The organism is Streptomyces sp. NPDC057616 (genome assembly GCF_042800575.1).
Taxonomy (GTDB): domain Bacteria; phylum Actinomycetota; class Actinomycetes; order Streptomycetales; family Streptomycetaceae; genus Streptomyces.
The window spans coordinates 32432-59149 of record NZ_JBHVGU010000023.1 but is presented as its reverse complement, the minus strand read 5'-3'; the positions used below and the strand labels follow the sequence as shown (position 1 = coordinate 59149).

Sequence of the window (26718 nt, the reverse complement as noted above, 5' to 3'; positions counted from 1 at the left end):
CTGTCACCTTGCGAGATCCATTGTGCGGGGCGGCACTGACAACGGGCGCACCCAGCGGTGCGGGACCGCTTCTCGGCCCCTTCTCGCCCATCTCAGCCCCGGCGCCCCCGGCCGCGCCTGCCCCGGCCCTGGTCCTCGTCCGGCTCGTCGTCCCGCGGGCCGAGCAGTTCGTCCGCCAGCGTCGGCAGATCGTCCAGCGGGGTCTCCTCGGCCCAGTCCGGACGGGCCCGGCGCCGCGGCTCCTCGGCACCGACCTGCGGCATCTCACGCGTACGGTCGTCGGCCCCGTCCGGCCGCGCGGGGGCCTGCTCGTCCCGGAAGTACCCCGGCGGCACCCGGTGCGCGGGGTCGTCGTCCCGCACCGGCGGCAGCACGGCCGTCTCCTCCTCGGGCCCGGGAGCCACGGGCGGCAGCACGGCCGTCTCGTCGGCGGCACCGGGCGCGACGGGCGGCAGCACCGCCGTCTCCTCCGCGGCGGTCTCGGGGGCCGGCGGCTTCGGCAGCTTCGCCGTGACCTCGGACTCGGACTCGGCGGCCGGGCGCCTGCCGCCCTTCGCGCCGTCCCGCTCGCCCCCGCGCACCGGCCGCAGCACGGCCGTCTCCTCGACGGGCCCGCCCGACGCGTTCGTCGGCGTCACCACCGGCGTCGGCACCGTCGTCGCCTCCGGCGGAACCGCGGGCGCCTCGGGCTGGCGGGGTCCGGCCTCCGCGGCGGCCGCGGCCTGCTCGGCGAGCCGCCGGGCCTCCTCGGCCCGCAGCAGCGCCTCCTCGGCCTTGCGCTGCTTCTCCAGGCGCCGCGTCTCGGCCTCGGCGTGCAGCCGGGCCTCCTCCTCGGCCTGCTTGCGGCGCCGGGCCTCCTCGGCCTTGCGGAGGGCCTCCTGCTCGGCGCGGGCCTTCTCCTCCGCGAGGAGCCGTGCCTGCTCCTCCTCGGCACGCTTGCGCGCCTCCTCGGCCCGCAGCCGCGCCTCCTCCGCCTGCCGCTCGGCCTCGCGGCGCTGCGCCTCCTCCAGCTCGCGCCGCTTGCGCTCCTCCTCCTCGGCGCGCAGCCGCTCGAGCTGCTCCTTGCGCTCGCGCTCGAGCCGCTCCTCCTCGGCCTTGCGCGCGGCCTCTTCCTCGGCCTTCCTGCGCGCCTCCTCCTCTGCCTTCTTGCGCGCCTCCTCCTGCGCCTTCACCTCGGCCTCGGACAGCGGCAGCATCAGGTCGAGCCGGTGGCGTACGACGGTGGTGACGGCCTCGGGCTCCTGGCCCGCGTCCACCACCAGATACCGACCGGGGTCGGCCGCGGCCAGCGTCAGGAAGCCGGACCGCACGCGCGCGTGGAACTCGGCCGGCTCCGACTCCAGCCGGTCCGGCGCCTCCGTGAACCGCTCGCGCGCGATCTCCGGCGACACGTCGAGGAGCACGGTCAGATGCGGTACGAGGCCGTTGGTCGCCCAGCGGTTGATGCGGGCGATCTCGGTCGGGGACAGGTCGCGGCCCGCTCCCTGGTAGGCCACCGAGGAGTCGATGTAGCGGTCGGTGATCACGATCGCGCCGCGCTCCAGGGCGGGCCGGACCACGGTGTCCACGTGCTCGGCGCGGTCCGCGGCGTACAGCAGCGCCTCCGCGCGGTGCGAGAGCCCCGCGCTCGACACGTCCAGCAGGATCGAGCGCAGCCGCTTGCCGACCGGGGTCGCACCCGGCTCGCGGGTCAGGACGACCTCGTGGCCCTTGCCCCTTATCCACTCGGCGAGCGCCTCGGCCTGGGTGGACTTGCCCGCTCCGTCGCCGCCCTCCAGGGCGATGAAGAAGCCGTTGGTGGCGGGCACCGTCAGCGGGTCGTCGCCGCCGAGCAGCGCGTCCCGCAGGTCGTGCCGCAGCGGCACGCCCGAGCGGTCGTCGACCTTGGCCAGGACCAGCGCGGCCACCGGCAGCAGCAGCGCGCCGACGAGCATCAGCGTGAACGCGGCGCCGCCGTGCGCGAACACGAACTTGCCGTTCTCCAGGCGGTGCGGGCCGATCGCCGCCGCCACCACGGGCGCGATCACCGCGCCGAGCGCCACGCACACGCGGACGACCGCGTGCAGGTGCTCGGTCGTACGGGTGCGCCGGAAGTCCTCGGCCTCCTGGTCGAGGAGCGTGTGCCCGGTGTTGGCGGCAACGCCCGCGCCGATGCCGGCGAGCGCGACGATCAGCAGCACGGTGGTGACGTCCGGGACCAGCCCGGCGGCCAGCAGCGCGACCCCGGTGAAGGCGATCGCGAGCGCGAGCAGCCGCCGCCGCGACAGGGCGGGCAGCAGGGAGGGCGCCGTACGGATGCCGACGGCGACACCGCCGGTCAGCGCGAACACCAGCAGGCCGTACAGCACCGGACCGCCGCCCAGGTCCTTGGCGTGCAGCACGCAGACCGCGACGGCCGCGGAGATCGCGCCCGCGACGGCGGCGCAGGCGAGCACCAGCAGCGGGATGGCGCCCGTACGGCCCTTGTCGGCGCCCGTGCCCGTCTTCGGGCGGCGCAGGCCCTCCAGCGGGGAGCGCGCGCGGGGCGTGCGCGTGTCGGGCAGCTCCAGGTAGGTCAGCACGGACAGCGACGCGGCGAACAGGCCGGCCGCGACGTACGAGGCGAGTGCCGCCTGGTGCTGCTCGAACCAGTCGATCCCGGTGCCCAGCAGGTTGTTGAGCAGGCCCGCGACGACCAGTGCGGCGGCCGCGGCGGGGATCGCCACGAAACTCGTGCGCAGCGACAGGCGGCGCAGGGCGTCCATGTGGTCCGGCAGCGGCCGCACCGTCGCGCCCTCCGGGGGCGGGGCGGGCAGCAGCGCGGGCGCCGCGCTCTCGCGGCAGACCGTCCAGAAGCGCTCGGCGACTCCGGTCACGAAGGTGCTGACCAGCAGGAGGGCCAGCGCGTTCTCAGGGGTCCAGTCGATCCACAGCGGGGCGACGATGAGCACCGCGGCGCGCAGGCCGTCGGCGCCGACCATGGTCCAGCGCCGGTCGAGCGGGCCCTCCTGGGAGGTCAGTGAGGTCAGCGGTCCGAGGAGCACGGCCCCGAACAGCAGCGTCGCCAGGATGCGTGCTCCGAAAACGGTCGCCACTGCGAACGCGACGCCGCGATAACCGCCGCCGAACGAGCCCTGGCTGATCGCCGCCTGGAGGGCGAGGAGCACCAGCACGAGGAGGGCGAGGGTGTCCCCGATGCCGCCCACGAGCTGCGCGCTCCACAGCCTCCGCAACTGCGGTCGCCGCAGCAGGGAGCGGACGGCGCGCTCGCGGGAGTCCGCGGCAAGGGCGTCGTCGGGGGCCGGGTGGTGGGCCGTTGGCTGCTCGGCTCGCGTCATGCGTTCAGCCTATCGGGACCGGCTGACAGCCCGCGGGGCGCGCCCGGACGTGCGCACGCCCCGACACCAAAGCGATATCGGGGCGTGCGTTTTGCGAAGTCTCCGTGGAGGAAGGTGTATCCGCTCAGTCGTCCGACGCCGTCTTCGAAGCCGCCGTCTTCTTGGTGGCGGTCTTCTTCGCGGCCGTGGTCGTCTTCTTCGCGGCGGTCTTCTTGGCGGCCGTCGCCTTCTTGGCCGGGGCCTTCTTCGCGGCCGCCTTCTTCGCGGTCTTCTTGGCGGGGCCCTTCGCCCGCTTCTCCGCGAGGAGTTCGTAGCCGCGCTCCGGGGTGATCGTCTCGACGCTGTCGCCGGAGCGCAGGGTCGCGTTGGTCTCCCCGTCGGTCACGTACGGCCCGAACCGGCCGTCCTTGACCACCACCGGCTTCTCGCTGACCGGGTCGGTGCCCAGCTCCTTCAGCGGCGGCTTGGCGGCGGCCCGGCCGCGCTGCTTGGGCTGCGCGTAGATCTGCAGCGCCTCTTCGAGGGTGATCGTGAAGAGCTGCTCCTCGGAGGTGAGCGAGCGGGAGTCCGTGCCCTTCTTCAGGTACGGCCCGTAGCGGCCGTTCTGAGCGGTGATCTCCTGGCCCTCGGCATCGGCGCCGACGACGCGCGGCAGCGACATCAGCTTGAGCGCGTCCTCGAGCGTCACCGTGTCGAGCGACATCGACTTGAACAGCGAGGCCGTACGCGGCTTGACGGCGTTCTTGCCGGTCTTCGGGGTGCCCTCGGGGAGCACCTCGGTGACGTACGGCCCGTAACGGCCGTCCTTGGCGACGATCTGATGGCCCGTCTGCGGGTCGTTGCCCAGCTCGAAGTCGCCGCTCGGCTTGGCGAGCAGTTCCTCGGAGAGCTCCACGGACAGCTCGTCCGGGGCGAGGTCCTCGGGGATGTCCGCCCGCTGGTGGTTCTCGGAGTCCTTCTCGCCGCGCTCGATGTAGGGGCCGTAGCGCCCGACCCTCAGCACGATGTCGTTGCCCACCGGGAACGTCGAGACCTCGCGGGCGTCGATCGCGCCCAGGTCGGTCACCAGCTCCTTGAGGCCGCCGAGGTGGTCCCCGTCGCCGTTGCCCGCCTCGGCCGCGGTGCCGTTGTGACCGGGCACCGTCTCGCCGAAGTAGAAGCGCTTCAGCCACGGCACGGCCTGCGCCTCGCCGCGGGCGATGCGGTCGAGGTCGTCCTCCATCTTGGCGGTGAAGTCGTAGTCGACGAGCCGCCCGAAGTGCTTCTCCAGGAGGTTGACCACGGCGAAGGACAGGAAGGACGGGACGAGCGCCGTGCCCTTCTTGAAGACGTAGCCGCGGTCGAGGATCGTGCCGATGATCGACGCGTACGTCGACGGACGGCCGATCTCGCGCTCCTCGAGCTCCTTGACCAGGCTGGCCTCGGTGTAGCGGGCCGGCGGCTTGGTCGCGTGGCCGTCGACGGTGAGCTCCTCGGCCGTGAGGGCGTCGCCCTCGGAGACCTGTGGCAGCCTGCGCTCGCGGTCGTCCAGCTCGGCGTTCGGGTCGTCGGCGCCCTCGACGTAGGCCTTCAGGAATCCGTGGAAGGTGATCGTCTTGCCGGACGCGCTGAACTCGACGTCCCGGCCGTCGGCCGCGGCGCCGCCGATCTTCACCGTGACCGAGTTCCCGGTCGCGTCCTTCATCTGGGAGGCGACCGTGCGCTTCCAGATCAGCTCGTACAGCTTGAACTGGTCGCCGGTCAGGCCGGTCTCGGCCGGCGTGCGGAAACGATCACCCGAGGGGCGGATCGCCTCGTGCGCCTCCTGCGCGTTCTTGACCTTCCCGGCGTACGTCCGCGGCTGAGCCGGCAGGTAGTCGGCCCCGTAGAGCTGGGTGACCTGGGCGCGGGCGGCGTTCACGGCGGTGTCGCTCAGCGTCGTGGAGTCCGTACGCATGTACGTGATGTAGCCGTTCTCGTACAGCTTCTGCGCGACCTGCATGGTGGCCTTCGCACCGAAGCCGAGCTTGCGGCTCGCCTCCTGCTGCAGCGTCGTCGTACGGAACGGGGCGTACGGCGAGCGGCGGTACGGCTTCGACTCGACGGACCGCACCGAGAACCGGGTGTTCTCCAGGGCGGCGGCGAGCGCGCGGGCGTTCGCCTCGTCGAGGTGAAGCGTGTTCGCGCTCTTCAGCTGACCCAGGGAGTCGAAGTCGCGGCCCTGTGCCACGCGCCGGCCGTCGACGGTCTGCAGACGGGCGACCAGCGACGACGGGTCGGAGGGGTCTCCGGCGCGGCCGGTCGCGAAGGTGCCCGTCAGGTCCCAGTACTCGGCCGAGCGGAAGGCGATGCGCTCGCGTTCCCGCTCCACCACGAGCCGGGTGGCGACGGACTGGACACGGCCGGCCGACAGGCGCGGCATGACCTTCTTCCACAGGACCGGCGAGACCTCGTAGCCGTAGAGGCGGTCGAGGATGCGGCGGGTCTCCTGGGCGTCGACCAGCAGCTGGTTGAGCTGGCGCGGGTTGGCCACGGCGGCCTGGATCGCGGACTTGGTGATCTCGTGGAACACCATGCGCTTGACCGGGACCTTGGGCTTGAGCACCTCCTGGAGGTGCCAGGCGATGGCCTCGCCCTCGCGGTCCTCATCGGTGGCGAGGTAGAGCTCGTCGGAGTCCTTCAGCAGATCCTTGAGCTTCTTGACCTGGGCACGCTTGTCGGCGTTGACCACATAGATGGGCTGGAAGTCGTGTTCGACGTCCACGCCGAGGCGGCGGACCTCGCCGGTGTACTTCTCGGGCACCTCCGCGGCGCCGTTGGGAAGGTCACGGATGTGCCCGACGCTGGCCTCGACGATGTAGCCGGGGCCGAGATAGCCCTTGATCGTCTTCGCCTTGGCAGGCGACTCGACGATGACGAGTCGGCGGCCGCCGTGTGCGGTCTCGCTGGTCGGGGACAACTTCGCTCTTCTCTCCGGTCGACGCTGGGGCGTCCCCGGGAGTGTGCGTCCCGGGGACGGGTCGTGGTGACGCTGCGGAGTGTGACGGTACAGCCCGCCCCCGTGTCAAACGGGAAAAGCCCGCAACGGCCACTCGAACGGTAACCCGACTTCCGCCATTCCTGCCGCCCGGAGTACCCACCGGCCTTTTCGAGCCGGTCCGGAGGATCACCTCTCAATTATCGGAGCCGCAGCTCCGGGGCGGCTTTCAGACCCGCGTGAAGCACCAGACTCCGAGAACGAGCGCGATCACCGAGGCGACACTCGCGAGAGTCGCCGATGCGACAGGGCTCACACCGTGCGCAACGGGTTCGCCGTGCCGCACCCGGGCCACGGTCCACACCACAAGCGCCCCTCCGAACAGGGCGAACACCACCCCGGCGAAGATCGCCGGCCCGCTCTCCATGGCTCCCCGTGCCCCTTTTCTCCCGTTCGCGCGTGCCCGGTCCCGCGAGACTGGCACGCGCGGGCGGCGCACAGGCGAACCCGGGGTGAACGGGGAGCCGACAGGCCCGTGCGGTCACCCCACGGCCGCGGCCCCGGCCCGTCCGCGGAGCCGGTCCGGGCTCGGGCTCAGACCGCGCCGGGCGCGGGTATCTTTCCGGTCGTCCTCGAGTTGTCGGCCTGGCCCACCGTGCACACCGCCTTGGTGAAGCCGCGGTCCCAGTCGTTCTGATCGGCCACCCAGCCGTAGACGACGCGTTCGGAACCGGGCGCCCAGGTCGACTCGAATTTGTTGCTGCAGAGCTTGTTCGCGTTGTCGACGCCGTTCTTGTAGCTCATTCCGCCGGGGGCCGGAACGGACCCGATGACCTGCTCGGTGTGGGGTTTCGAGCAGTCGGTGAGCGGCGCCTTGTAACCGTCCTGGACTTCCTTGTAGTCCCAGCAGTCACCGACGCTCATCTGACCGACCCACAAATTCGAGCCCTCGTCCCGGAATCGGCCCACCTCACCGCCTATCGCGGCATGCCTGCCGAGTACGAGACATGGCGTACCGCTGTCGGCCGCGGCGAACCCCTCCTTGGTCGGCAGGACGGCGTAGCCCTCCGCGTCCGGCAGCTCGTCGACGACCTCCTTGCTCTGGCTCGCGCAGCGCTTCGCGCCCTGCGCGCGGGCCTGGCCGTAGTCGTCGGCCGTGTCGACCGCCACGACCTGGCCGTCCGGCCAGTCGCCGGCGCAGTCGACGACGCCGAGGTTGGGCACCGAGTCGAACGGCTTCCCCGACCAGACCGCCTTCACGCAGTCCCCGGTCTCCAGCGGCTTGCTGAGCCCGACCACGGCGCCGTACGGCAGCACGGGCCCGGTCGGCGGCGGGGGCTTCGTCGTCGTGCTCGCCGAGGGCTTCTTCTTGGCCACCGCGCTGTTCTTCCCGCCTCCGTCGTGGCCGCCGGCCAGGGCGACCAGGCCCCAGGTGCCACCGGCGACGACGAGGACGGCGCCGACGACCAGCGCGACGATCGCCGGCGTCCTTTTTCTACGGGACTCCGGTCCACGCGGCGCCGGCACCGGACCGCCCGTGCCGGGCGCGGTCGGGGCGCTCGCGTTCCAGTAGCCGCCCGGGGTGCCGCCCGCGTACGGCGACGGGGGCTGCGCGTAGGGCGGGGCGGGGCTCTGCGCGTACGGGTTGGCCGGATCGGCGGGGTGCTGCGGGCCGGGCTGCCGCCACGCGGTGTAGGGCGGCGCACCGGGCGCGCCCGCGGGGGTGGCCGGACCGGCGGCGCGGGCTCCCGGGGTGTCGGGGGTGCCGGGCGGGGTGTGCGGTGTCTGCGGGGTGTGGGGCGTGTGGGGCGCCGGTGGCACACCGGGCGTCTGCGGAGTCCCCGGGCCTCCCGGCTGCCCGCCACGGCCCTCGGCGGACGCCGCCGCGCCGAATCCCCCGGGCGGGGGCCCGAACCCGGCCGGCGGGAAACCGTAGCCCTGCGGCGCGGCCGACGCGTCCGCTCCCGGTGCCGGTCCGAGGCCGCCTGGCGCCGCGGCCCAGCCCGGCACGGCGGTCCCCGATCCCGCGCCCGCCGCCTGCTGCACGACCCGCTGCAGGCCGCGCGCGACCGCCTCCGGCGAGGACCGGCGCACGGGATCCTTGACCAGTAACCCCTGGAGCACCGGCGCCAGTTCACCCGCGCGGGCGGGCGGGGTGGGCTCCTCGCCGAGCAGGGCCGTCAGGGTGGCGTAGTCGCCGTGCCGGTCGAAGGGGCCCCGGCCCTCGACGGCGGCGTAGAGCGTGGCGCCCAGCGAGAACAGGTCGGCGGCCGGGGTGGGCGGCTCGCCCCGTGCCCGCTCGGGGGCGAGATAGCCGGGTGTGCCGAGGATGCCGGCCGTGGCGGTGAGCCGGGGTTCGCGGGACTCGGGCTGCAGGGCGATGCCGTAGTCGGTGAGCAGCACGCGTGCGTACGGGTCGCCCGAAGCGTCGGACGCCAGAAGGATGTTGGCCGGTTTCACATCCCTGTGGAGGATGCCGATGCGGTGTCCCGCGGTGAGCGCGTCGAGGACGGCGAGCCCGATGCGGGCCACCTGGGCGGGCGGCAGCGGGCCGGAACGCCGTACGACCGCCTGGAGGTCGACCGCGTCCGGCACGTACTCCATGACGATCCAGGGCAGGCCCTCGTGCACCACGACGTCGTGGACCGTCGCCACGTGCGGGTGCCCGCGCAGACGGGCCGCGTGCCGGGCCTCGCTGCGGGCGCGGGCGATGCGCTGGGCGGGCTCGCCCGCGTCCACCGGCGTGTCCGGAAGGGCGATCTCCTTCAGCGCGACTTCGCAGGCCAGCTCGTCGTCGTAGGCGAGCCAGACGCGGCCCATGCCACCCGCGCCCAGCGTGCGCAGCAGCCGGTACCGGCCGTGGATCACCCTGCCTTCGCCCTGTTCCGGAGTGTCCCCCGTCATCGTGCCTCCCCCGAGACAGCGCGCCTCCCCCGAGGACGCGTGGAGCCTGTCTCTCGAAGGTAGCTTCGCACCCACCACTGACAGGAGGCTTTTTCGGGATCAATCCCGTCAGAGCGGACACATGGGCATCAAGGGGTCCCAGGGGCGCGGGCCTGCCTCAGCCGTGGCTCGCGGCTCACGCCGGCTCGATGAACCCCTGCTCCACCAGCAGCCTGATCTGCGCCGGCGTGCGGTCGCGCAGCAACACCGGGTCCTCGCCGACCAGTTGGGCGATCGCGTCCAGGATGCGGCCCGCGCTGAGCGTGCCGTCGCAGACGCCGGCGAAGCCCGCGCCGACCGTGTCCACCTTGGTGGCCCGGCGCATGCCGCGGTTCTGCCGCAGCACCACGTGCTCCGGGTCCTCGGCGCCGGGCAGCCCGACCTGCTCCTGGACGACCTCGGCGACGAGCCTGAAGTGCCCCTCCAGCAGGGAGGCGTCGTCGTGCGCCCGCAGATAGACCAGGCGGTCGAAGTGCGCCCGCACGGTCTCGCCCAGCGGCTGCTCGACCGGGTGCGGCCACTCCTCCACGGTGACCGAGGGCACGGCCGCGCCGGTGCGCCTCAGGGTGATCCAGCCGAACCCGACGGCCCGCACCTTGCGTGCCTCGAACTCGTCCAGCCATGCGTCGTAGCGCGCCTGGTACTCGGCCGGGTCGCCCCGGTGGTCGCCGGCGTCCCTGAGCCACAGCTCGGCGTACTGCGTGACGTCCTGCACCTCGCGCTGCACGATCCAGGCGTCGCACCCGCGCGGCACCCACGACCGGAGCCGGTCCTGCCAGTCCTCCCCCTCGACGTGCTGCCAGTTGGCGAGGAACTGCGCGAACCCGCCCTCGTTCAGCCGCTCCCCCGCCCCCTGAACGATCGAGCGGCACAGATCGTCCCCGCCCATCCCGCCGTCGCGGTAGGTCAGCCGTGCGCCCGGCGAGATCACGAAGGGAGGGTTGGAGACGATCAGGTCGTACTTCTCGTCGTCGCGCAGCGGCTCGAAGAGCGAGCCCTCGCGCAGGTCGGCCGCGGGGGCACCGGAGAGGGCCAGGGTGAGGGCGGTGATGTGCAGCGCGCGCGGGTTGAGGTCGGTCGCCGTCACGCGCGTGGCGTGCCGCGCGGCGTGCAGCGCCTGGATGCCGGAGCCGGTGCCGACGTCGAGGGCGGCGGAGACGGGCCTGCGGACGGTGATGCCCGCCAGGGTCGTGGACGCCCCGCCGACGCCGAGCACGACGCCCTCCTCGCGACTGCCGATGCCGCCGGCGCCGCCGACGGCGCACCCGAGGTCGGAGACGATGAACCAGTCCTCGCCGTCGGGCCCGCCGTAGGGCCGTACGTCCACGGTCGCCGCGACCTCGTCCGCGCCGGCGGCCACCAGCCATCCGCTCTCCAGGCAGTCCGCGACGGGCAGAACGGCCTCCACGCGCGCGTGCGGCACCGGCTGCTGGAGCAGGAAGAGCCGGACGAGGACCTCCAGCGGGGTGTCCCCGCGGGTCGCCCGGAGCGCGGGCACGGTCTCGCTGCGCGCCAGCGCCGCATACGCGGGGGCGCCGAGCAGCTCGAGCAGCCCGTCGGCGGTGAAGGACGCCGCGAGCAGGGCGTCCCGCAGCGGGGCGGTGACGTCGGGACGGCCGGGGACGGGAACGGCGGGCAGCGAGGGCAGGCCTGAGGTACTCACGCCCCCATTGTGGCGGGGACGGGCGGCCGCCTGCAGCTCCTGTCCTGGGTCAGCCCGCCGTCGCCGGAGCGGAGGTGGAGGCGGTCTTGCAGCTCTCCTGCTTGGCCATCGCCTTGCCGACGTCGCCCTCCTCGAGGGTCTTCAGCGCGTCGTTCCCGCTCTTGCTGAGCTTGTCCAGCGAGGTCGCGATGTCCTTGAGGCCGTCGGCGAACTTCGCCTGGTCCTTGGTGTCGAGCTTGTCGACCTGCGTCTTCAGCGAGGCGTACGACGCGGAGATCTGGTCGAGCTCCTTGACCGCGTCCTTCTGCTTCTTCTCGCCGTTGTCGGTGTCCGGCGCGCCGGCCTTCTGCACGGCGGCGCCGATCGCCTTGTAGGCGTCGGACATGTCCTGGAAGGCCTGGGCGTCGGTCTTCCGGACCTGGTCCGGCGTGCTGTTGTCCGAGGTCTCCTTCTGGATCGCGGCGTTGGCGGCCTCGATCTTCTTGGCCTGCGGCTGCACCGCGTCGCAGACCTGTTTGGCCCAGGCGTCCAGCTTGTCGTTGCCCTTGTCGCTGCTGCATCCCGACAGCGCCAGTACCAGTACCGCACCGCCGGACAGTGCGGCCGCGAGCTTCTTGTTCACCGGATCGGTCCCTTCCATGGCTCTCGGCCCCGGAACATACACGGCACCCACGCGACAACCGCACGCCGAACGTCCGATCCATTCACTTTTATCGCTTTTTGCACCAGGCGAGAGAAGGCTCACGGTGAGGGTGTGAACACACGAGACGGGCGGGCGACGCGTCAATACGCGCCTCCCGCCCGCCCCTTGAGCCGGGCCTCGTAGGACCGCCTACGAAACCACCGCGGGATCCGCCGAGTTGGCCACCCGTTCGGCGCCGGGTTCGTCGCCCACGGCGATACCGCGCCGCTTGGAGACGTAGACCGCGCCGACGATGACGAGCAGGGCGAGGATCGCGATCGTGATCCGGATGCCGATGTTCTTGTCGTCGCCGTAGCTGAACTTGATCACCGCGGGCGCGATGAGCAGCGACACCAGGTTCATCACCTTGAGCAGCGGGTTGATCGCGGGACCGGCGGTGTCCTTGAAGGGGTCGCCGACCGTGTCGCCGATCACCGTGGCGGCGTGGGCCTCACTGCCCTTGCCCCCGTGGTGGCCGTCCTCCACGAGCTTCTTGGCGTTGTCCCAGGCGCCACCGGAGTTGGCGAGGAACACCGCCATCAGCGTGCCGGTGCCGATCGCGCCGGCCAGGTAGGCCCCGAGCGCGCCGACACCGAGCGTGAACCCGATGGCGATGGGCGCCATGACCGCCAGCAGACCCGGCGTCGTGAGCTCCCGCAGGGCGTCCTTGGTGCAGATGTCGACGACCTTGCCGTACTCCGGCGTCTCCGTGAAGTCCATGATCCCGGGCTTCTCACGGAACTGCCGGCGCACCTCGTACACCACGGACCCGGCCGACCGCGACACCGCGTTGATCGCCAGCCCCGAGAAGAGGAAGACGACCGCCGCGCCGGCGATCAGGCCGACCAGGTTGTTCGGCTGCGAGATGTCCATCATCAGGCTCATCGGCGCACCCGCTCCGGAGAGCTTCTCGCCGACGTCCTGCGCGCCGGTCGTGATCGCGTCACGGTACGACCCGAAGAGCGCCGACGCCGCCAGGACGGCGGTGGCGATGGCGATGCCCTTGGTGATGGCCTTGGTGGTGTTGCCGACCGCGTCCAGGTTGGTGAGCACCTGCGCGCCCGCCCCCTCGACGTCGCCGGACATCTCGGCGATGCCCTGCGCGTTGTCGGAGACCGGTCCGAAGGTGTCCATCGCCACGATCACGCCGACCGTGGTGAGCAGGCCGGTACCGGCCAGCGCCACCGCGAACAGCGCGAGCATGATCGACGTGCCGCCGAGCAGGAACGCCCCGTAGACGCCGAGGCCGATCAGCAGGGCGGTGTAGACGGCCGATTCCAGACCCACCGAGATACCGGCGAGGACGACGGTGGCCGGGCCGGTCAGCGAGGTCTTGCCGATGTCCATGACGGGACGGCGGTTGGTCTCGGTGAAGTAGCCGGTCAGCTGCTGGATGACGGCGGCCAGCACGATGCCGATCGCCACCGCGACGAGCGCGAGGATGCGCGGGTCGCCGTCCTTGGCCTGGATCGTGGCGTCGGTGACGCCGTCGAGGTCCGAGTACTTCGCCGGCAGATAGGCGTAGACCGCCGCGGCCACCAGCACGAGCGAGAACGCCGCGGAGATGAAGAAGCCGCGGTTGATCGCGGACATGCCGCTGCGGTCCGAGCGGCGCGGCGCCACGGCGAAGATGCCGATCATCGCCGTGAGCACGCCGATCGCGGGCACGAGCAGGGGGAACGCGAGTCCCGAGTCGCCGAAGGCCACCTTGCCGAGGATCAGCGCGGCGACCAGGGTCACGGCGTACGACTCGAAGAGGTCGGCCGCCATGCCCGCGCAGTCGCCGACGTTGTCGCCCACGTTGTCGGCGATGGTCGCGGCATTACGCGGATCGTCCTCCGGAATGCCCTGCTCGACCTTGCCGACCAGGTCGGCGCCGACGTCGGCGGCCTTGGTGAAGATGCCGCCGCCGACACGCATGAACATGGCGATCAGGGCGGCCCCGAGGCCGAAGCCTTCCAGCACCTTCGGTGCGTCGGCCGCGTACACCAGCACCACGCAGGAGGCGCCCAGCAGACCGAGCCCCACTGTGAACATGCCGACGACGCCGCCCGTGCGGAAAGCGATCTTCATGGCTTTGTGCGAGACGGCGGTGAGATCCTTTTCCGGCTCACCTTCCGCGGGAGTCGCTTCCCGGGCCGCCGCGGCGACGCGGACATTACTGCGCACGGCGAGCCACATGCCGATATAGCCGGTGGCCGCCGAGAACGCCGCGCCGATCAGAAAGAAGATCGATCGCCCGGCGCGCTGATTCCAGTCGTCCGCGGGCAACAGCATGAGCAGGAAGAACACGATGACGGCGAATACGCCGAGCGTGCGCAGCTGCCGGGCCAGATAGGCGTTCGCGCCTTCCTGGACCGCCGCCGCGATCTTCTTCATGCTGTCGGTGCCCTCGCCCGCCGCGAGCACCTGGCGTACCAGGACGCCGGCGACCGCGAGAGCGGCCAGCGCGACGACACCGATGATCATCACGATGATCCGGTTGTCGTCCGTCAGTACGGCGGCCGCGAGGTTAGTGGGGTGATCCAACTGATGAGGGGTAGAAAGCCCCGCCATTCGTCCTCCTTGACGCTTGGGCTGAGCTCAAGATGTGGACGGATTGTAGGTACCGCAACCTGATCAAAACAGTCCGCGGTAAACGGAATTAGCCTTCACATGCTCTTCAGCAAATGATCGACATCAGGCCACAGAACCCGAAAGAGGTAATGCCTCAAAGGCATTGACGGCTGGATTGATGCTTGATCAAATGATCGGCTGATTGATCGTGAATTCCTTCACGAATTCGCGGGAACACCGGAAAAACAGAAAGGGCCCTGCTCAGCAGGGCCCTGCGACGTCCTACGAGGGTGCGGTCAGGGGAGCACCGCGACGGGCGGCGTGGTCGGCCAGGTCATCCGGATCTGCCCGCCGTGCTCGCCGGCGGTGACCTCGACGTCGTCAACGAGACCGCTGATGACCGCGAGGCCCATCTCGTCCTCCTCGCTGTCCACGTCGTCCCCGGGGGAGCCGGGCGCCCGGTCTCCGGGAGCCGTACGCGGCGCCTCGTCACCGACCTCGATGGAGAACTGCTTCTCCTCCTCGACCAGCTGGACCTTCACCGGCGCCGTGATCCCGGCACTCTGGTGCAGTCCGACGGCACGGGTGCAGGCCTCGCCGACGGCGAGCCTGACCTCGTCGAGGACGGCCTCGTCCACTCCGGCCCTGCGCGCCACCGCTGCCGCCACCAGCCGGGCGGTCCTGACGTGCTCGGGCAGCGCGCTGAAGCGGAGTTCAACGGTGGCCATGCATCCCCCTCAGAACTACGGGCGTGCTGTCGGGGGGACCGGGCCGCCGAAAGCCCGGACCCCCCATGAAGCTGCTTCCGTCCCGTGGAGCGGTCCTTTCCCGCTCCACGGGGCGGTGGTGGTCAGTCGGTCGCCGCCACCGCTTCCTCGACCGAGGTGTGAATCGGGAACACCTTGGTGAGGCCGGTGATGCGGAAGATCTTCAAAATGCGCTCCTGGTTGCAGACCAGGCGCAGCGAGCCCTCATGGGCACGCACCCGCTTCAGTCCGCCGACCAGCACGCCGAGCCCGGTGGAGTCGAGGAAGTCCACGCCCTCCATGTCGACGACGAGGTGGAAACTCCCGTCGTTCACCAGCTCGACCAGCTGCTCGCGCAGCTTGGGCGCGGTATATACGTCGATTTCGCCACCGACCTCGACGACCGTACGATCGCCGACGGTACGGGTCGACAGGGACAGGTCCACGGATCCTCCAGCACCTTGCTATCGAGCGGTCGCTCCTTGGGACATCTCGGCTTCAGCCCCCGGAACGGTTCGCCAGCCGCGATGGCATTCAATCACTTAACGGCAGGCGTGCACGACGCCTTGGTCCCATTGTCCGTCACGCCGGTGACACACTCGGTGCCGATGGCCAAGAATCACCGATCCGATCGAACCCCGACGGGGCCCGAATCCCGGCCTGAACCGGGGACGGTCCTGGGCCGGCTCGCCTCCGGGCCGAGCCGGGCTTCGCGCATCACTCATACGGAGCACTTGCCCCCGCGCGAGGGCCGCCATGCCGTCTGGCCTGACCGGATTCGTTCGGAGGTCATCGCCGCGGTGCAGGCGTGCGGCATCGAACACCCCTGGGCCCACCAGGCACGCGCGGCCGAGCACGCCCTGGACGGCGACTCGGTGGTCGTCGCCACCGGCACGGCGTCCGGCAAGTCCCTCGCCTACCTGGTCCCGGTGCTCTCGACGCTCCTGGACGGCTCCGAGGCTCCGAACGGCCGCGGCGCCACCGCGCTCTACCTGGCTCCGACGAAAGCTCTTGCGGCCGATCAGTGCCGATCGGTGAAGGAACTTTCACAATCTCTGGGAAATGCCGTCCGACCCGCGGTGTACGACGGAGACACCCCGTTCGAGGAACGCGAGTGGGTCCGCCAGTACGCGAACTACGTCCTCACCAACCCGGACATGCTGCACCGCGGCATACTCCCGTCCCACCCGCGCTGGTCCTCCTTCCTGAAGTCGCTGAAGTACGTCGTCATCGACGAGTGCCACACCTACCGGGGCGTCTTCGGCTCCCATGTCGCCCAGGTGCTGCGCCGGCTGCGCCGCCTGTGCGCCCGCTACGGCGCCTCCCCGGTCTTCCTGCTGGCCTCCGCGACGGCCGCGGAGCCCTCGGTGGCCGCCCGCCGCCTGACCGGCCTCCCGGTGGTCGAGGTGGCCGACGACGCCTCCCCGCGCGGTGAGCTGGTCTTCGCCCTCTGGGAGCCCCCGCTGACCGAGATGCAGGGCGAGAAGGGCGCCCCGGTCCGCCGCACCGCCACCGCGGAGACGGCCGACCTGCTCACCGACCTCGCCGTGCAGGGCGTCCGCTCGGTCGCCTTCGTACGCTCCCGGCGCGGCGCCGAGCTGATCTCCGTGATCGCCCAGGAACGCCTGGCCGAGGTCGACCGCTCCCTCGCCCGCCGCGTGGCGGCCTACCGCGGCGGCTACCTCCCCGAGGAGCGCCGCGCCCTGGAACAGGCCCTGCACTCGGGCGAGCTCCTCGGCCTCGCCGCGACCACCGCCCTGGAACTCGGCATCGACGTCTCGGGCCTGGACGCCGTGGTGATAGCCGGCTACCCGGGCACCCGCGCCTCCCTGTGGCAGCAGGCGGGCCGCGCCGGACGCGCCGGGCAGGGCGCCCTCGCCGTCCTGGTCGCCCGCGACGACCCGCTGGACACCTTCCTCGTGCACCACCCCGAGGCCCTCTTCGACCAGCCTGTGGAGTCCACGGTCCTCGACCCCGACAACCCCTACGTCCTGGCCCCGCACCTGTGCGCGGCCGCCGCGGAACTTCCGCTCACCGACGAGGACTTCGCGCTCTTCGGCCCCGCCTGCGAGGACCTGCTCCCGCAGCTGGAGGCCGCGAAGCTGCTGCGCCGCCGGACGAAGGCGTGGCACTGGACGCGGCGGGAGCGGGCCGCCGACCTGACCGACATCCGCGGCGGGGGCGGCCGCCCGGTCCAGGTCGTCGAGTCCGGCACGGGCCGGCTGCTCGGCACGGTCGACGAGGGCGCCGCCCACACGGCCGTCCACGAGGGTGCGGTCCACCTCCACCAGGGCCGTACGTACCTGGTCCGCTCACTCGACCTGGACGATTCCGTCGCCCTCGTCGAGCAGGCCAGTCCGTCGTACTCGACCGTCGCCCGCGACACGACCTCCATCGCCGTCCTGGAGACGGACACCGAGATCCCCTGGGGCTCGGGCCGCCTGTGCTACGGCTCCGTCGAGGTCACCAACCAGGTGGTCTCCTTCCTGCGCCGCCGGCTGATCACCGGCGAGGTCCTGGGCGAGACGAAGCTCGACCTCCCTCCTCGTACGCTGCGCACCCGCGCGGTGTGGTGGACGGTCACCGAGGACCAGCTCGACGAGGCCCGGATCAACCCGGAGATCCTCGGCGGCGCCCTGCACGCCGCCGAGCACGCCTCCATCGGCATGCTGCCCCTCTTCGCGACCTGCGACCGCTGGGACATCGGCGGCGTCTCCGTCCCCCTCCACCCCGACACGCTCCTGCCCACGGTCTTCGTCTACGACGGCCACCCGGGCGGCGCGGGCTTCGCCGAACGGGCCTTCCACACCGCCCGCTCCTGGCTCACCGCCACCCGCCAGGCCATCGCCTCCTGCGAGTGCGAGGCCGGCTGCCCGTCCTGCATCCAGTCCCCCAAGTGCGGCAACGGCAACGACCCGCTGCACAAAAGGGGCGCGGTACGGCTGCTGACGGTGCTGCTGCGGGGAGCGCCGGAGGAACAGGAGCCCAAGGAAGAGCAGGCGCCGACGGAGGAGCGGGCGCCGCAAGAAGAGCCCGCTGCGGGGGCGTCTGCGGTGCCGGGGACGCCGGAGGAGGCGCCCGGCCCCGAGTCCGTCACGGAGGCGTCCGCGGTACCGGCTCCGCAGGCCCCGCCCGCGCCCTGACCTCCGCCGCGAACGGCCCCCGTCCCGACGCCGCCGTCACGTCCGAGATCTCGCCCACGACCACGCACCGCACCAGCCGGGAGTGCTGGGCCCGGGCCAGCCGCCCCGCCGTGGTGCAGGCCGCCTGACCGCCGTCCGCCCAGTGGTCCGCCGCCGCGAGCGCCGCGAGGTCCGCGGCGCCGGCCGCCCGGTGGCGGACCACGACGGCCTGCCCGAGAGCGAGCACGACGCCGAACACCACGCACAGCACGGCGATCGCACCGACGCTCCAGACGGTGGCGGAACCGCGGTCACCGCCTCTCCCGCAGGCTCGCAGGCGTCTCGCGCAGGCCCACAGACGCCTCCCGCGGCCGGGCCTCACGACCCCACCCCCACCGTCTCCTCCGCCTGGGCCACGGCCTCCTCCCGTACGTCGAAGGGCAGACCGCGCAGCACGGGCGGCCTCGCCACCACGACCACACGGACCTGGTCCCCCTCCCGGCCGACGGTGACCCGCGCTCCGTGCGGAGCCGCCGCGCGGGTCAACTCGACCACCGAGGCGGCCGGATCCTGCCGGGCCGCCGCCCGCGCTCCCGTCCGCGCCGCGTCCACGCACTGGATCTGCGCGGCCACCACCAGCAGCCCCCACACCAGTGCCGTCGTGAACATCACCAGCACGGGCAGCACGACCGCCGACTCCGCCGTCACGAAACCTCTGTCTGTGCCCGCTGCCCGTCCTCGCCCGCACCCGGCCGTCGCACGTCCCCGCTCACATCCGTCCATCGAGCGCCTGCTTCACGATGCCCTGCAGCTCCGCGCTGACCTGACCGCTGGTCACCACCTTGTAGAGGACCACCGCGAAGGCCACCGCAGCGACGATGCCCACCGCGTACTCCGAGGTGACCATCCCCGCGTCCCTGCGCGCCGCACCTGCCCTGCGCACCAGCGCCCGTACCGCCTTGCACATCTCAACCCCCGTGAGGTTTCCGTCCAGTTGACCGTCTGCCGTTCGCCACCGATCGCTCCGCTGCCCGTCATCCACCACCCCCTCCCGGCACCCCGCCCGCGAGCCCGATCACCACGGGCAGGACTCCGATCGCGATGAAGGCGGGCAGGAAGCACAGCCCCACCGGTGCGGTCACCATCACGGCCGCCCGCCGTGCCCGGGCCGTCGCGGTACGGGCCCAGTCGGCGCGGACGTCCGCCGCGAGCCGTGCGACCGGCGCGGCGGCGGGGAGCCCGGACACGTCGGCCCGCTCCAGCAGCCGTGCCAGCGCCTCGGCGCCGGGCAGCGCGGCCAGCCTCCGCCAGGCCTCGGCCGGTTCACCGCCGAGCCGTACCTCGGCCGCACCCCGCGCCAACGCGTCCCCGACCGGCCCGCCCAGGGCCTCGCCCACGGCCCGCGCCGCGGGCACGGGTCCCGCCCCGGCGGCGATGCAGGCGGCCACCAGGTCGGCGGAGAGCGGCAGTTGACGTGCCGCCTCGACCGGGTCGTACGCCTCCGCGCCGCCCGCGGCCATCTGTCTCCCGCGCCACCGCCACAGCACGCCCGCGACGGCAAGGCCCAGGACGACACCGGCAAGACCGCCGACCAGAACCCACCCGGCGCACACCACTCCCGCCGTGGGCAGCGACCGCCACGCGGCATCCCGCACCTCGAAGTGCGGCTCGCGGCGCATCACTTCGACGCCCGCCACCAGCGCGGCCACTCGCCGGGCCACTCTCCGCTCCCGCCGAACCGCCTCCAGCCGGCTCACCAGCCACCCGAGGGCGAGGAGAGTCCCCACGGTCACCCCCAGCCTGTGGACAACTTCCGCGCTCATGCCGCCTCCGCCCGCCGCACGATCCGCAGTGCCCACCACAGCCCCAGGCCCTCCAGCACACCGCCGACGCACAGGCAGCCCAGGCCGGCACCGGTGTGGAGCAGCACCCGCAGCGGATCGGCCCCGAGGGCGGCGCCGAGGGCGAGACCCACGGCCGGCAGCCCCGCGAGCATCGCCGCTGTGGACCGCGGTCCGGCCAACTGCGCGCGCAGATCAGCACGTTGGTCGCGCTCCGCCCGCAGCGCCCCTTCCAGCCGGTCGAGTCCGGCCGCGAGGCCCGCGCCCTGGTCCACGGCCACCCGCCAGCACGCGGCGAGACCCAGCAGCCCCTCGGCACCCGGCTGCCGTGCCGCCGCCGCGAGTGCGCCCGGCACGTCGCCGCCGAACCGCGCCGCCGCCAGCACCGCGGCCTGCGCACCACCGAGCCCGCCCGAGTCCCGCGCCGCGCTCAGCAGCGCCTCGCCCGGCTGCCGCCCGGCCCGCACCTCGCCGGCCAGGGACCCGCACAGCGCGATCACCGCGTCCCGGCGGCGCTCCCGCGCCTGTCGCGCCTCGGCGGCCAGCCGCAGCCGTCGTAGCAACGGCACCCCGGCCGCCCCCGCGACGACCGGCAGCACCGACGCACCCAGCACGGCCAGCAGCACCCCGACGGCCAGCGCCCACCACTCGGCCCGCAACCGCCCGCGGACCCGCCGCAGTCCCCCGGACACCTCCCGCCAGACCGGCGGCCCGCTCCCCGTCACCCCGCCGCCCGCGAGCAGCAGCTGGGCCCGCCGTGCCCCTGAGTGCCACCCACTCATCAGCAGGGCCGCCGCTCCGGCGCACATCGCGGCGGCTCCCGTCGCCGTACCGCCCATTCCGGTCATCGCTCCCCCTCGCTCCGCAGCAGCCCTCGCAGCCGCTCCCAGCCCCGCTCGTACGCGAACTCCTCCGCGCCCCACCGCAGCGCCGGCACCGTCCGCACCAGCCCCGACGGATCCCGCTCCAGCACATGCACCTCGGCGATCCGCCGCCGCCCGGACCGGTCCCGCACCAGATGCAGGACCACCGCCAGCGCCGCCGCCAACTGGCTGTGCAGCGCGGCCCGGTCGAGCCCGGCCGCCGTGCCGAGCGCCTCCAGCCGGGCCGGCACGTCGGCCGCCGCGTTGGCGTGCACGGTGCCGCAGCCGCCTTCGTGCCCGGTGTTCAACGCGGCCAGCAGATGCACCACTTCGGGCCCGCGCACCTCGCCCACGACCAGCCGGTCCGGGCGCATCCGCAGCGCCTGCCGTACGAGGTCCTGGAGCGTGACGCGTCCCGCGCCCTCCTGGTTGGCGGGTCTGGTCTCGAGGCGGACGACATGTGGATGGTCCGGGCGCAGCTCCGCCGAGTCCTCCGCGAGCACGACCCGCTCGCCGCGTCCGACCAGCCCCAGCAGCGCGCTCAGCAGGGTCGTCTTGCCGCTGCCGGTCCCGCCGCTGATCAGGAAGGACAGCCGTGCCTCGATCAGCGCCCGCAGCACGCGGTCCCCGCCCGGCGGCACCGTGCCCGCCGCGACCAGTTCGCCGAGCGTGAACGCCCGCGGCCGTACGACCCGCAGCGACAGGCAGGTGCAGCCCACGGCCACCGGCGGCAGCACCGCGTGCAGCCGGGTCCCGTCCGGGAGCCGGGCGTCGGCCCACGGCCGCGCGTCGTCGAGCCGGCGGCCGGCCACCGCGGCCAGCCGCTGCGCGAGCCGTCGTACCGCCACCGCGTCCGGGAAGGAGACCGGCGTCAGCTCCAGCCCGCCGCCCCGGTCCACCCAGACCCGGTCGGGGGCCGTCACCAGCACGTCGGTCACCGACGGGTCGGCGAGCAGCGCCTCCAGCGGGCCGCTGCCGACCAGCTCGGATCGCAACTGCGCCGCCGCACCCAGGACTTCGGCGTCCCCGAGCACCCGCCCCTGCTCCCGCAACGCCTGCGCCACGCGCGCGGGGGTCGGCTCGGCCCCGCTCTCCACCAGCCACTGCCGCACACCGTCCAGCAGCCCGGGCGGCACGTCCGTACCCTCCGCTGAATCCGCCGCACGACCCGGCCGCCACGGCGCCTTCGGTCCGGCGCTCATACGGCACCCGCCTCGGCCAGCGACCGCTCCCAGAACTCCCTGCAGAACCGGGCGAGGGGGCCCCGGCCACCGGCTGCGGGCGGCGCCTTGCCCTCCCCGGGCCGCAGCAGCGCCGACTCCACGGGCAGCTCGCCGGCCAGGGGCAGTTTGAGCAGCCGGGCCACCTCGCGGTCGTCGAGCCCGGGCGCGTACGGCCCCCGTACCGCGATCCGCAGGTCGCGCAGGACCATGCCGACGGCGGACGCCACCCGTCCGGCCGCCGCCACGGCGCGCAGTTCGCCGGGGACCACCAGGAGCCCGAGGTCCAGCTGAGCGAGGGCCTCGGCGACGCCGTCGTCGACACGGCGCGGCAGGTCCACGACCACGGTGCCGCCGCGCCGCCGGGCCGCGGCCAGCACCACCCGCACGGCCTGGGGCGGGACGGCGACGCGGTCGCCGCGGTCCCAGCTGAGCACGCGCAGGGAGTGGAGCTCCGGCAGCGACTCCTCCAGCGCACCGCCGCCGACCCGGCCGCGGGAGGCCGCGAAGGCGGGCCAGCGCAGCCCCTCGGCGCTCTCGCCGCCGAGCAGGACGTCCAGTCCGCCGCCGAGCGGATCGGCGTCCACGAGCAGCGTGCGCAGTCCTTCCCGCGCCGAGGTGACGGCCAGGGCGCACGCGAGCGTGGACGCGCCCGCTCCGCCGCGCCCGCCGATGACGCCCACCGTGAGAGCGGGCCGGCCCACCCCCTCGGCCACGTCCGCGATGCGGTCGACCAGCCACTGCTCCCCGTCGGGCAGCATCAGGACGTGGTCGGCGCCGATCTCGACGGCGCGGCGCCAGACCCCGGAGTCGTCCTGGTCGCGGCCGACCAGCACCACCCCTCGCCGCCGTGCGGCCCCGCGCACCCGCCGCGCGGCGTCGTCGCCGACCAGGACGAGCGGTGCGGCCTCCCAGCTGCCCGCGCGCTCCGGGAACGAGTGGTGGACCTCGGGTGTCGCGCCCGCTGCGGCGCACAGGCGCAGCAGGTCGTCGAGCAGTTCGACGTCCTCCGTGACGATCAGTGGTCCGGCCTGCCGCCCCGAGGCGGCGGACGGTGGTTCGTGCGTGACGGCTCCGGTCACGGTTTCCATCCCCCTTCGCTGCATCTCTCGCGCAACCCCTGCGGTCACGCGATTCCCAAACGTCCGAAGAACCGGCAACCGGCCTTCACATGAACGGCCGATACGAACCGGCCAAACCCGCCCGACAAACCGGAACCGGCCATGAACTCGGCCCGGGCGAGGCGCGTTTGAATCACCGTGCAGCGGTCCCGGAAATCGTGTGGATCTTGGTCGATAACTGTGGACAACTCGGCGCTTGTGAATACCGCCGTCACCCTTAGCGGTGAGCCCTGCACCACCCCTCGCGCGACTGCCACAGAGCAGCCCGACGGCTACGCACAGTGACGGATCTTGGGCATGACGACGGGACGGCCGCAGCCGTCACGCAACGGCCGTACAACCGCATGAAAAAAGGAAAAACCCGCCCGGACATGCGACGACCCCCACCGGGGGGGAGAGTGGGGGTCGTCTCCACGGCCGACTCGGGGGGGGAGGAGCCGGGCCGGGTTAGCACGGTCGCGAACGATCCGTGACTTCCATGGTGTACCCGAGAGCCCTCTCAGGCAAACCCACGCGCCCCACCTTACGCCGAATGGGCTGCGCCTATGCTCGGGGTCGTGGAAAACCACTCCTTGCCCCGCACAGCGGCCTTCTTTGACCTGGACAAGACGGTCATTGCGAAGTCGAGCACGCTCACGTTCAGCAAGTCGTTCTACCAAGGCGGTCTGATCAACCGCAGGACCGCCTTGCGTACCGCATATGCCCAGTTCGTCTTCCTCCTGGGCGGCGCCGATCACGACCAGATGGAGCGTATGCGCGAGCAGATCTCGGGCATGTGCCGCGGCTGGAACGTCCAGCAGGTCAAGGAGATCGTCGCCGAGACCCTGCACGACCTGATCGACCCGATCATCTACGACGAGGCCGCCTCCCTCATCGAGGAGCACCACACCGCCGGCCGCGACGTCGTCATCGTGTCGACGTCCGGCGTGGAGGTCGTGGAGCCGATCGGCGAGCTGCTCGGCGCGGACCGCGTGGTCGCGACGCGCATGGTCGTGGGCGACGACGGCTGCTTCACCGGCGAGGTGGAGTACTACGCGTACGGCCCGACGAAGGGCGAGGCCATCAAGGAACTGGCCTTGTCGGAGGGGTACGACCTCGAGCGCTGCTACGCCTACAGCGACTCGGTGACCGACCTGCCGATGCTCCAGTCGGTCGGCCATCCGCACGCCGTAAACCCCGACCGGGCCCTGCGCCGCGAGGCACTCGCGCGCGGGTGGCCGATCCTCGACTTCCACCGTCCGGTCCGGCTCAAGCAGCGGATCCCGGGGTTCTCCGTACCGCCCCGCCCGGCCCTCGTCGCGGCCGCCGCGATAGGCGCCGCGGCCGCCACCGCGGGTCTGGTCTGGTACGCCAACCGCCGCCGGGCGATGCCTCTTTGAGTCGCGGAACCACGGGGACAACTCGGTGACGACTTGTTGAATCCGCGACACTCGGGCCTCGTTCGACATATCGACGCCCGTTTGCAACCTATTTGAGACCAAAAGTAAAGAAGTACAGCGAGGGGTTCCGCTTGGTTCGGTCCTGGAGTACAAAGGGGTTAACGGCCCGCGAGACCAAGGACATCCGAAAGGATCACCTTAAAAACGCATTTGGCCCCACGGACCGAGCATGAACACCGAGCACCCACGCGACGTCGACCCGTCGATTACGGGCCAGCCGCACCAGGTGACGGGCAAAGTCCCGACCTGATGGGCAACATATCGAGGACGCTTGGTAACCCGGTGGGCATGCCAGCGGCGGTACGAATCCTCGTACCGCCGCATCTCTTTTGCGGCGCCTCCTAGGCAGCCCCGCGCTGCAACGCCTCACACACGGCCGTCGATTCACGCGCGCCCAGACCGACCGCCGCGCCGCAATGGGCGATCCAGGCGGCCATGCCCTCAGGCGTCCCGGAGACGTATCCCTCGAGCGCGGCGAGATAGGCCGCACGGCCCAGTTCGGCGTGGCCCACCTCGGCCGGGCAGACCGACTTCGGGTCGAGGCCGCTGCCCACCAGGACGATGCGCTCGGCGGTGCGCGCGATCAGGCCGTTGTGGGACGTGAAGGGGCGCAGCGCGAGCAGCTCGCCGTGGACGACCGCGGCCATGACCAGGGCGGGTGCGGAGCTGCCCGCGATGACCAGCTCGGACAGGCCATCCAGGCGGCCGTGCACCTCGTCGGCGTCCGGCAGGTCCAGCTCGATCAGCGGCTCGTCGACCGGCTCGCCCGCCTGCCGCGGCCGCCCGACCTCGTCGCCGTCGGTCGCGGTGGCCACCAGGTGCAGCCGGGCCAGGACCCGCAGGGGCGACTGCCGCCAGATGGACAGCAACTGGCCCGCCTCCGCGGTCAGCCGCAGCGCCGCGCCCATCACGCGCGCGTCGTCGTCACCACTGAAGTCGCTGCGCCGGCGCACCTCCTCCAGCCCCCAGTCGGCGCCGGAGAGCGCCGCGGAGCCGCGGGCACCGCGCAGCGCGGCCTCGGAGGTGATCTCGTTGCTGCGGCGCCGCATCACCCGGTGCCCGTAGACCCGGTCCACGGCCTTGCGCACGGACTCCACGGACTCGGCCACGCCGGGCAGCGAGCCCAGGGCCGCGAGCGGATCGGCGGTCGCGCCTGTCGTACTCATGAGTACGACACTAGCCACCTCCGGGGCGCGCCCCACGATCGAGTGGTCTTCTTCACGCACTCCTGCCACGTACAGCTATCGCCCGACTACGCTTCGTGAACATGAAAATTGCTTTCGTCGGGAAGGGCGGCAGCGGCAAGACCACCCTGTCCTCCCTGTTCGTCCGCCATCTCGCGGCCACCAAGGTGCCGGTCGTCGCGGTGGACGCGGACATCAACCAGCACCTGGGCGCCGCGCTCGGCCTCGACGAGGCGGAGGCCGCCGCGCTGCCCGCTATGGGCGACCGGCTGCCGCTGATCAAGGAGTACCTGCGCGGCTCCAACCCGCGCATCGCCTCCGCCGAGACGATGATCAAGACCACGCCCCCCGGCGAGGGCTCGCGACTGCTGCGCGTCGGCGAGGACAACCCGGTCTACGACGCCTGCGCCCGGCCGGTGGAACTCGACGGCGGCACCGTCCGTTTGATGGTCACCGGCCCCTTCACCGACGCCGACCTGGGGGTCGCCTGCTACCACTCCAAGACGGGAGCGGTGGAGCTGTGCCTGAACCACCTGGTGGACGGCCGCGGCGAGTACGTCGTGGTGGACATGACGGCCGGCTCGGACTCCTTCGCCTCCGGCATGTTCACCCGCTTCGACATCACGTTCCTCGTCGCCGAGCCGACCCGGAAGGGCGTCTCGGTCTACCGCCAGTACAAGGAGTACGCGCGCGACTTCGGCGTCGTGCTCAAGGTCGTCGGCAACAAGGTGCAGGGCCAGGACGACGTCGACTTCCTGCGCGCCGAGGTCGGCGACGACCTGCTGGTGACGGTCGGGCACTCGGACTGGGTGCGCGCCATGGAGAAGGGCCGCCCGCCCCGGTTCGAGCTCCTGGAGGACGCCAACAACAGCGCCCTGCGCGCCCTGCGGATCGCCGCGGACGCGACGTACGAACTGCGCGACGCGGAGCGCTACATGAGCCAGATGGTGCACTTCCACCTGAAGAACGCGGACGCGTGGGGCAACGCCCGCGCGGGGGTCGACCTGGCGGCGCAGGTCGACCCCGGGTTCGTGCTGGGCGGGGGCGTCACCGCCCCCGTGTGAC

The 26718-nt window shown here is 72.5% G+C and carries 20 protein-coding genes; 3 read left to right on the top strand and 17 right to left on the bottom strand.

All coding sequences use genetic code 11. The annotated features are described in order from the left end of the window. Positions 1 to 92: 92 nt before the first annotated feature. The 9 genes from tmk to bldG all read right to left on the bottom strand — a co-directional run bounded on the left by tmk (position 93) and on the right by bldG (position 15309). Complete coding sequence (tmk, locus tag ACFU97_RS27315) at positions 93 to 3317, bottom strand: dTMP kinase (RefSeq protein WP_384261449.1); 3225 nt, start codon at positions 3315 to 3317, stop codon at positions 93 to 95. A gap of 124 nt (positions 3318 to 3441) precedes the next feature. Next, complete coding sequence (gene topA / locus ACFU97_RS27310) at positions 3442 to 6255, bottom strand: type I DNA topoisomerase (protein WP_384261446.1); 2814 nt, start codon at positions 6253 to 6255, stop codon at positions 3442 to 3444. Between the two features lie 247 nt (positions 6256 to 6502). Next, the gene (locus ACFU97_RS27305; protein ID WP_384261443.1) at positions 6503 to 6700 is read right to left on the bottom strand and encodes a hypothetical protein; all 198 of its coding nucleotides are present in this window, start codon (positions 6698 to 6700) and stop codon (positions 6503 to 6505) included. 167 nt (positions 6701 to 6867) lie between these two features. Continuing rightward, a complete protein-coding gene (locus tag ACFU97_RS27300) occupies positions 6868 to 9177 on the bottom strand; it encodes a protein kinase (protein WP_384261440.1) in 2310 nt (769 codons plus the stop codon). A gap of 175 nt (positions 9178 to 9352) precedes the next feature. Next, a complete protein-coding gene (locus tag ACFU97_RS27295; RefSeq protein ID WP_384261437.1) occupies positions 9353 to 10879 on the bottom strand; it encodes a methyltransferase in 1527 nt (508 codons plus the stop codon). Positions 10880 to 10928: 49 nt separating this feature from the next. Further along, the gene (locus tag ACFU97_RS27290) at positions 10929 to 11519 is read right to left on the bottom strand and encodes a small secreted protein (protein ID WP_384261434.1); all 591 of its coding nucleotides are present in this window, start codon (positions 11517 to 11519) and stop codon (positions 10929 to 10931) included. Between the two features lie 192 nt (positions 11520 to 11711). Continuing rightward, complete coding sequence (locus ACFU97_RS27285) at positions 11712 to 14117, bottom strand: sodium-translocating pyrophosphatase (RefSeq protein ID WP_384261431.1); 2406 nt, start codon at positions 14115 to 14117, stop codon at positions 11712 to 11714. 296 nt (positions 14118 to 14413) lie between these two features. Continuing rightward, positions 14414 to 14845 carry an ATP-binding protein gene (locus tag ACFU97_RS27280; protein WP_384261428.1) on the bottom strand — a complete coding sequence of 144 codons (432 nt, stop codon included), beginning with the start codon at positions 14843 to 14845 and terminating at the stop codon, positions 14414 to 14416. Between the two features lie 122 nt (positions 14846 to 14967). Further along, the gene (gene bldG / locus ACFU97_RS27275; protein ID WP_003975386.1) at positions 14968 to 15309 is read right to left on the bottom strand and encodes an anti-sigma factor antagonist BldG; all 342 of its coding nucleotides are present in this window, start codon (positions 15307 to 15309) and stop codon (positions 14968 to 14970) included. A gap of 81 nt (positions 15310 to 15390) precedes the next feature. On the opposite strand from bldG, the gene ACFU97_RS27270 reads away from it, so the two are divergent. Then, positions 15391 to 18006 (top strand): DEAD/DEAH box helicase, encoded by a 2616-nt coding sequence (locus ACFU97_RS27270; RefSeq protein ID WP_384261425.1) that lies wholly within the window; start codon positions 15391 to 15393, stop codon positions 18004 to 18006. Here ACFU97_RS27270 and ACFU97_RS27265 read toward each other — a convergent pair. The 7 genes from ACFU97_RS27265 to ssd all read right to left on the bottom strand — a co-directional run bounded on the left by ACFU97_RS27265 (position 17957) and on the right by ssd (position 23000). Further along, on the bottom strand, positions 17957 to 18343 hold the full coding sequence (locus ACFU97_RS27265; protein ID WP_384261686.1) for an Rv3654c family TadE-like protein: 387 nt from the start codon (positions 18341 to 18343) through the stop codon (positions 17957 to 17959). The genes ACFU97_RS27270 and ACFU97_RS27265 overlap by 50 nt on opposite strands. A gap of 20 nt (positions 18344 to 18363) precedes the next feature. Continuing rightward, a complete protein-coding gene (locus tag ACFU97_RS27260) occupies positions 18364 to 18693 on the bottom strand; it encodes a TadE family type IV pilus minor pilin (protein ID WP_384261422.1) in 330 nt (109 codons plus the stop codon). A 61-nt stretch (positions 18694 to 18754) separates the two neighbouring features. After that, entirely contained in the window at positions 18755 to 18952 is a 198-nt protein-coding gene (locus tag ACFU97_RS27255; RefSeq protein ID WP_384261419.1) for a DUF4244 domain-containing protein, read from the bottom strand. 67 nt (positions 18953 to 19019) lie between these two features. After that, on the bottom strand, positions 19020 to 19808 hold the full coding sequence (locus ACFU97_RS27250; RefSeq protein ID WP_384261416.1) for a type II secretion system F family protein: 789 nt from the start codon (positions 19806 to 19808) through the stop codon (positions 19020 to 19022). After that, positions 19805 to 20674 carry a type II secretion system F family protein gene (locus tag ACFU97_RS27245; RefSeq protein ID WP_384261413.1) on the bottom strand — a complete coding sequence of 290 codons (870 nt, stop codon included), beginning with the start codon at positions 20672 to 20674 and terminating at the stop codon, positions 19805 to 19807. The genes ACFU97_RS27250 and ACFU97_RS27245 overlap by 4 nt, the downstream gene beginning before the upstream one ends. Further along, the gene (locus ACFU97_RS27240; protein ID WP_384261411.1) at positions 20671 to 21891 is read right to left on the bottom strand and encodes a TadA family conjugal transfer-associated ATPase; all 1221 of its coding nucleotides are present in this window, start codon (positions 21889 to 21891) and stop codon (positions 20671 to 20673) included. The genes ACFU97_RS27245 and ACFU97_RS27240 overlap by 4 nt, the downstream gene beginning before the upstream one ends. After that, a complete protein-coding gene (gene ssd, locus ACFU97_RS27235; protein WP_384261408.1) occupies positions 21888 to 23000 on the bottom strand; it encodes a septum site-determining protein Ssd in 1113 nt (370 codons plus the stop codon). Before ssd ends, ACFU97_RS27240 begins: the two co-directional genes overlap by 4 nt. Before the next feature lie 575 nt (positions 23001 to 23575). Here ssd and ACFU97_RS27230 point away from each other — a divergent pair. Beyond that, positions 23576 to 24409: an HAD family hydrolase gene (locus ACFU97_RS27230; protein WP_384261406.1), complete on the top strand. Its 834-nt coding sequence runs from the start codon at positions 23576 to 23578 to the stop codon at positions 24407 to 24409. Between the two features lie 401 nt (positions 24410 to 24810). On the opposite strand, the gene ACFU97_RS27225 is transcribed toward ACFU97_RS27230, so the two are convergent. After that, positions 24811 to 25635, bottom strand: coding sequence for an oxidoreductase (locus tag ACFU97_RS27225; RefSeq protein WP_384261403.1), 825 nt, complete (start codon positions 25633 to 25635; stop codon positions 24811 to 24813). A 101-nt stretch (positions 25636 to 25736) separates the two neighbouring features. Here ACFU97_RS27225 and ACFU97_RS27220 point away from each other — a divergent pair, with 101 nt between their 5' ends. After that, positions 25737 to 26717 carry an ATP-binding protein gene (locus ACFU97_RS27220; protein ID WP_384261401.1) on the top strand — a complete coding sequence of 327 codons (981 nt, stop codon included), beginning with the start codon at positions 25737 to 25739 and terminating at the stop codon, positions 26715 to 26717. Position 26718: the final 1 nt, after the last annotated feature.

Coding starts and splice junctions, on each gene's coding strand:
- tmk (WP_384261449.1), bottom strand. CDS start 3,317: ATGACGCGAGCCGAGCAGCCAACGGCCCACCACCCGGCCCCCGACGAC.
- ACFU97_RS27305 (WP_384261443.1), bottom strand. CDS start 6,700: ATGGAGAGCGGGCCGGCGATCTTCGCCGGGGTGGTGTTCGCCCTGTTC.
- ACFU97_RS27300 (WP_384261440.1), bottom strand. CDS start 9,177: ATGACGGGGGACACTCCGGAACAGGGCGAAGGCAGGGTGATCCACGGC.
- ACFU97_RS27290 (WP_384261434.1), bottom strand. CDS start 11,519: ATGGAAGGGACCGATCCGGTGAACAAGAAGCTCGCGGCCGCACTGTCC.
- ACFU97_RS27285 (WP_384261431.1), bottom strand. CDS start 14,117: ATGGCGGGGCTTTCTACCCCTCATCAGTTGGATCACCCCACTAACCTC.
- ACFU97_RS27280 (WP_384261428.1), bottom strand. CDS start 14,845: ATGGCCACCGTTGAACTCCGCTTCAGCGCGCTGCCCGAGCACGTCAGG.
- ACFU97_RS27270 (WP_384261425.1), top strand. CDS start 15,391: ATGGCATTCAATCACTTAACGGCAGGCGTGCACGACGCCTTGGTCCCA.
- ACFU97_RS27255 (WP_384261419.1), bottom strand. CDS start 18,952: ATGTGCAAGGCGGTACGGGCGCTGGTGCGCAGGGCAGGTGCGGCGCGC.
- ACFU97_RS27250 (WP_384261416.1), bottom strand. CDS start 19,808: ATGAGCGCGGAAGTTGTCCACAGGCTGGGGGTGACCGTGGGGACTCTC.
- ACFU97_RS27245 (WP_384261413.1), bottom strand. CDS start 20,674: ATGACCGGAATGGGCGGTACGGCGACGGGAGCCGCCGCGATGTGCGCC.
- ACFU97_RS27240 (WP_384261411.1), bottom strand. CDS start 21,891: ATGAGCGCCGGACCGAAGGCGCCGTGGCGGCCGGGTCGTGCGGCGGAT.
- ssd (WP_384261408.1), bottom strand. CDS start 23,000: ATGGAAACCGTGACCGGAGCCGTCACGCACGAACCACCGTCCGCCGCC.
- ACFU97_RS27230 (WP_384261406.1), top strand. CDS start 23,576: ATGCTCGGGGTCGTGGAAAACCACTCCTTGCCCCGCACAGCGGCCTTC.
- ACFU97_RS27225 (WP_384261403.1), bottom strand. CDS start 25,635: ATGAGTACGACAGGCGCGACCGCCGATCCGCTCGCGGCCCTGGGCTCG.
- ACFU97_RS27220 (WP_384261401.1), top strand. CDS start 25,737: ATGAAAATTGCTTTCGTCGGGAAGGGCGGCAGCGGCAAGACCACCCTG.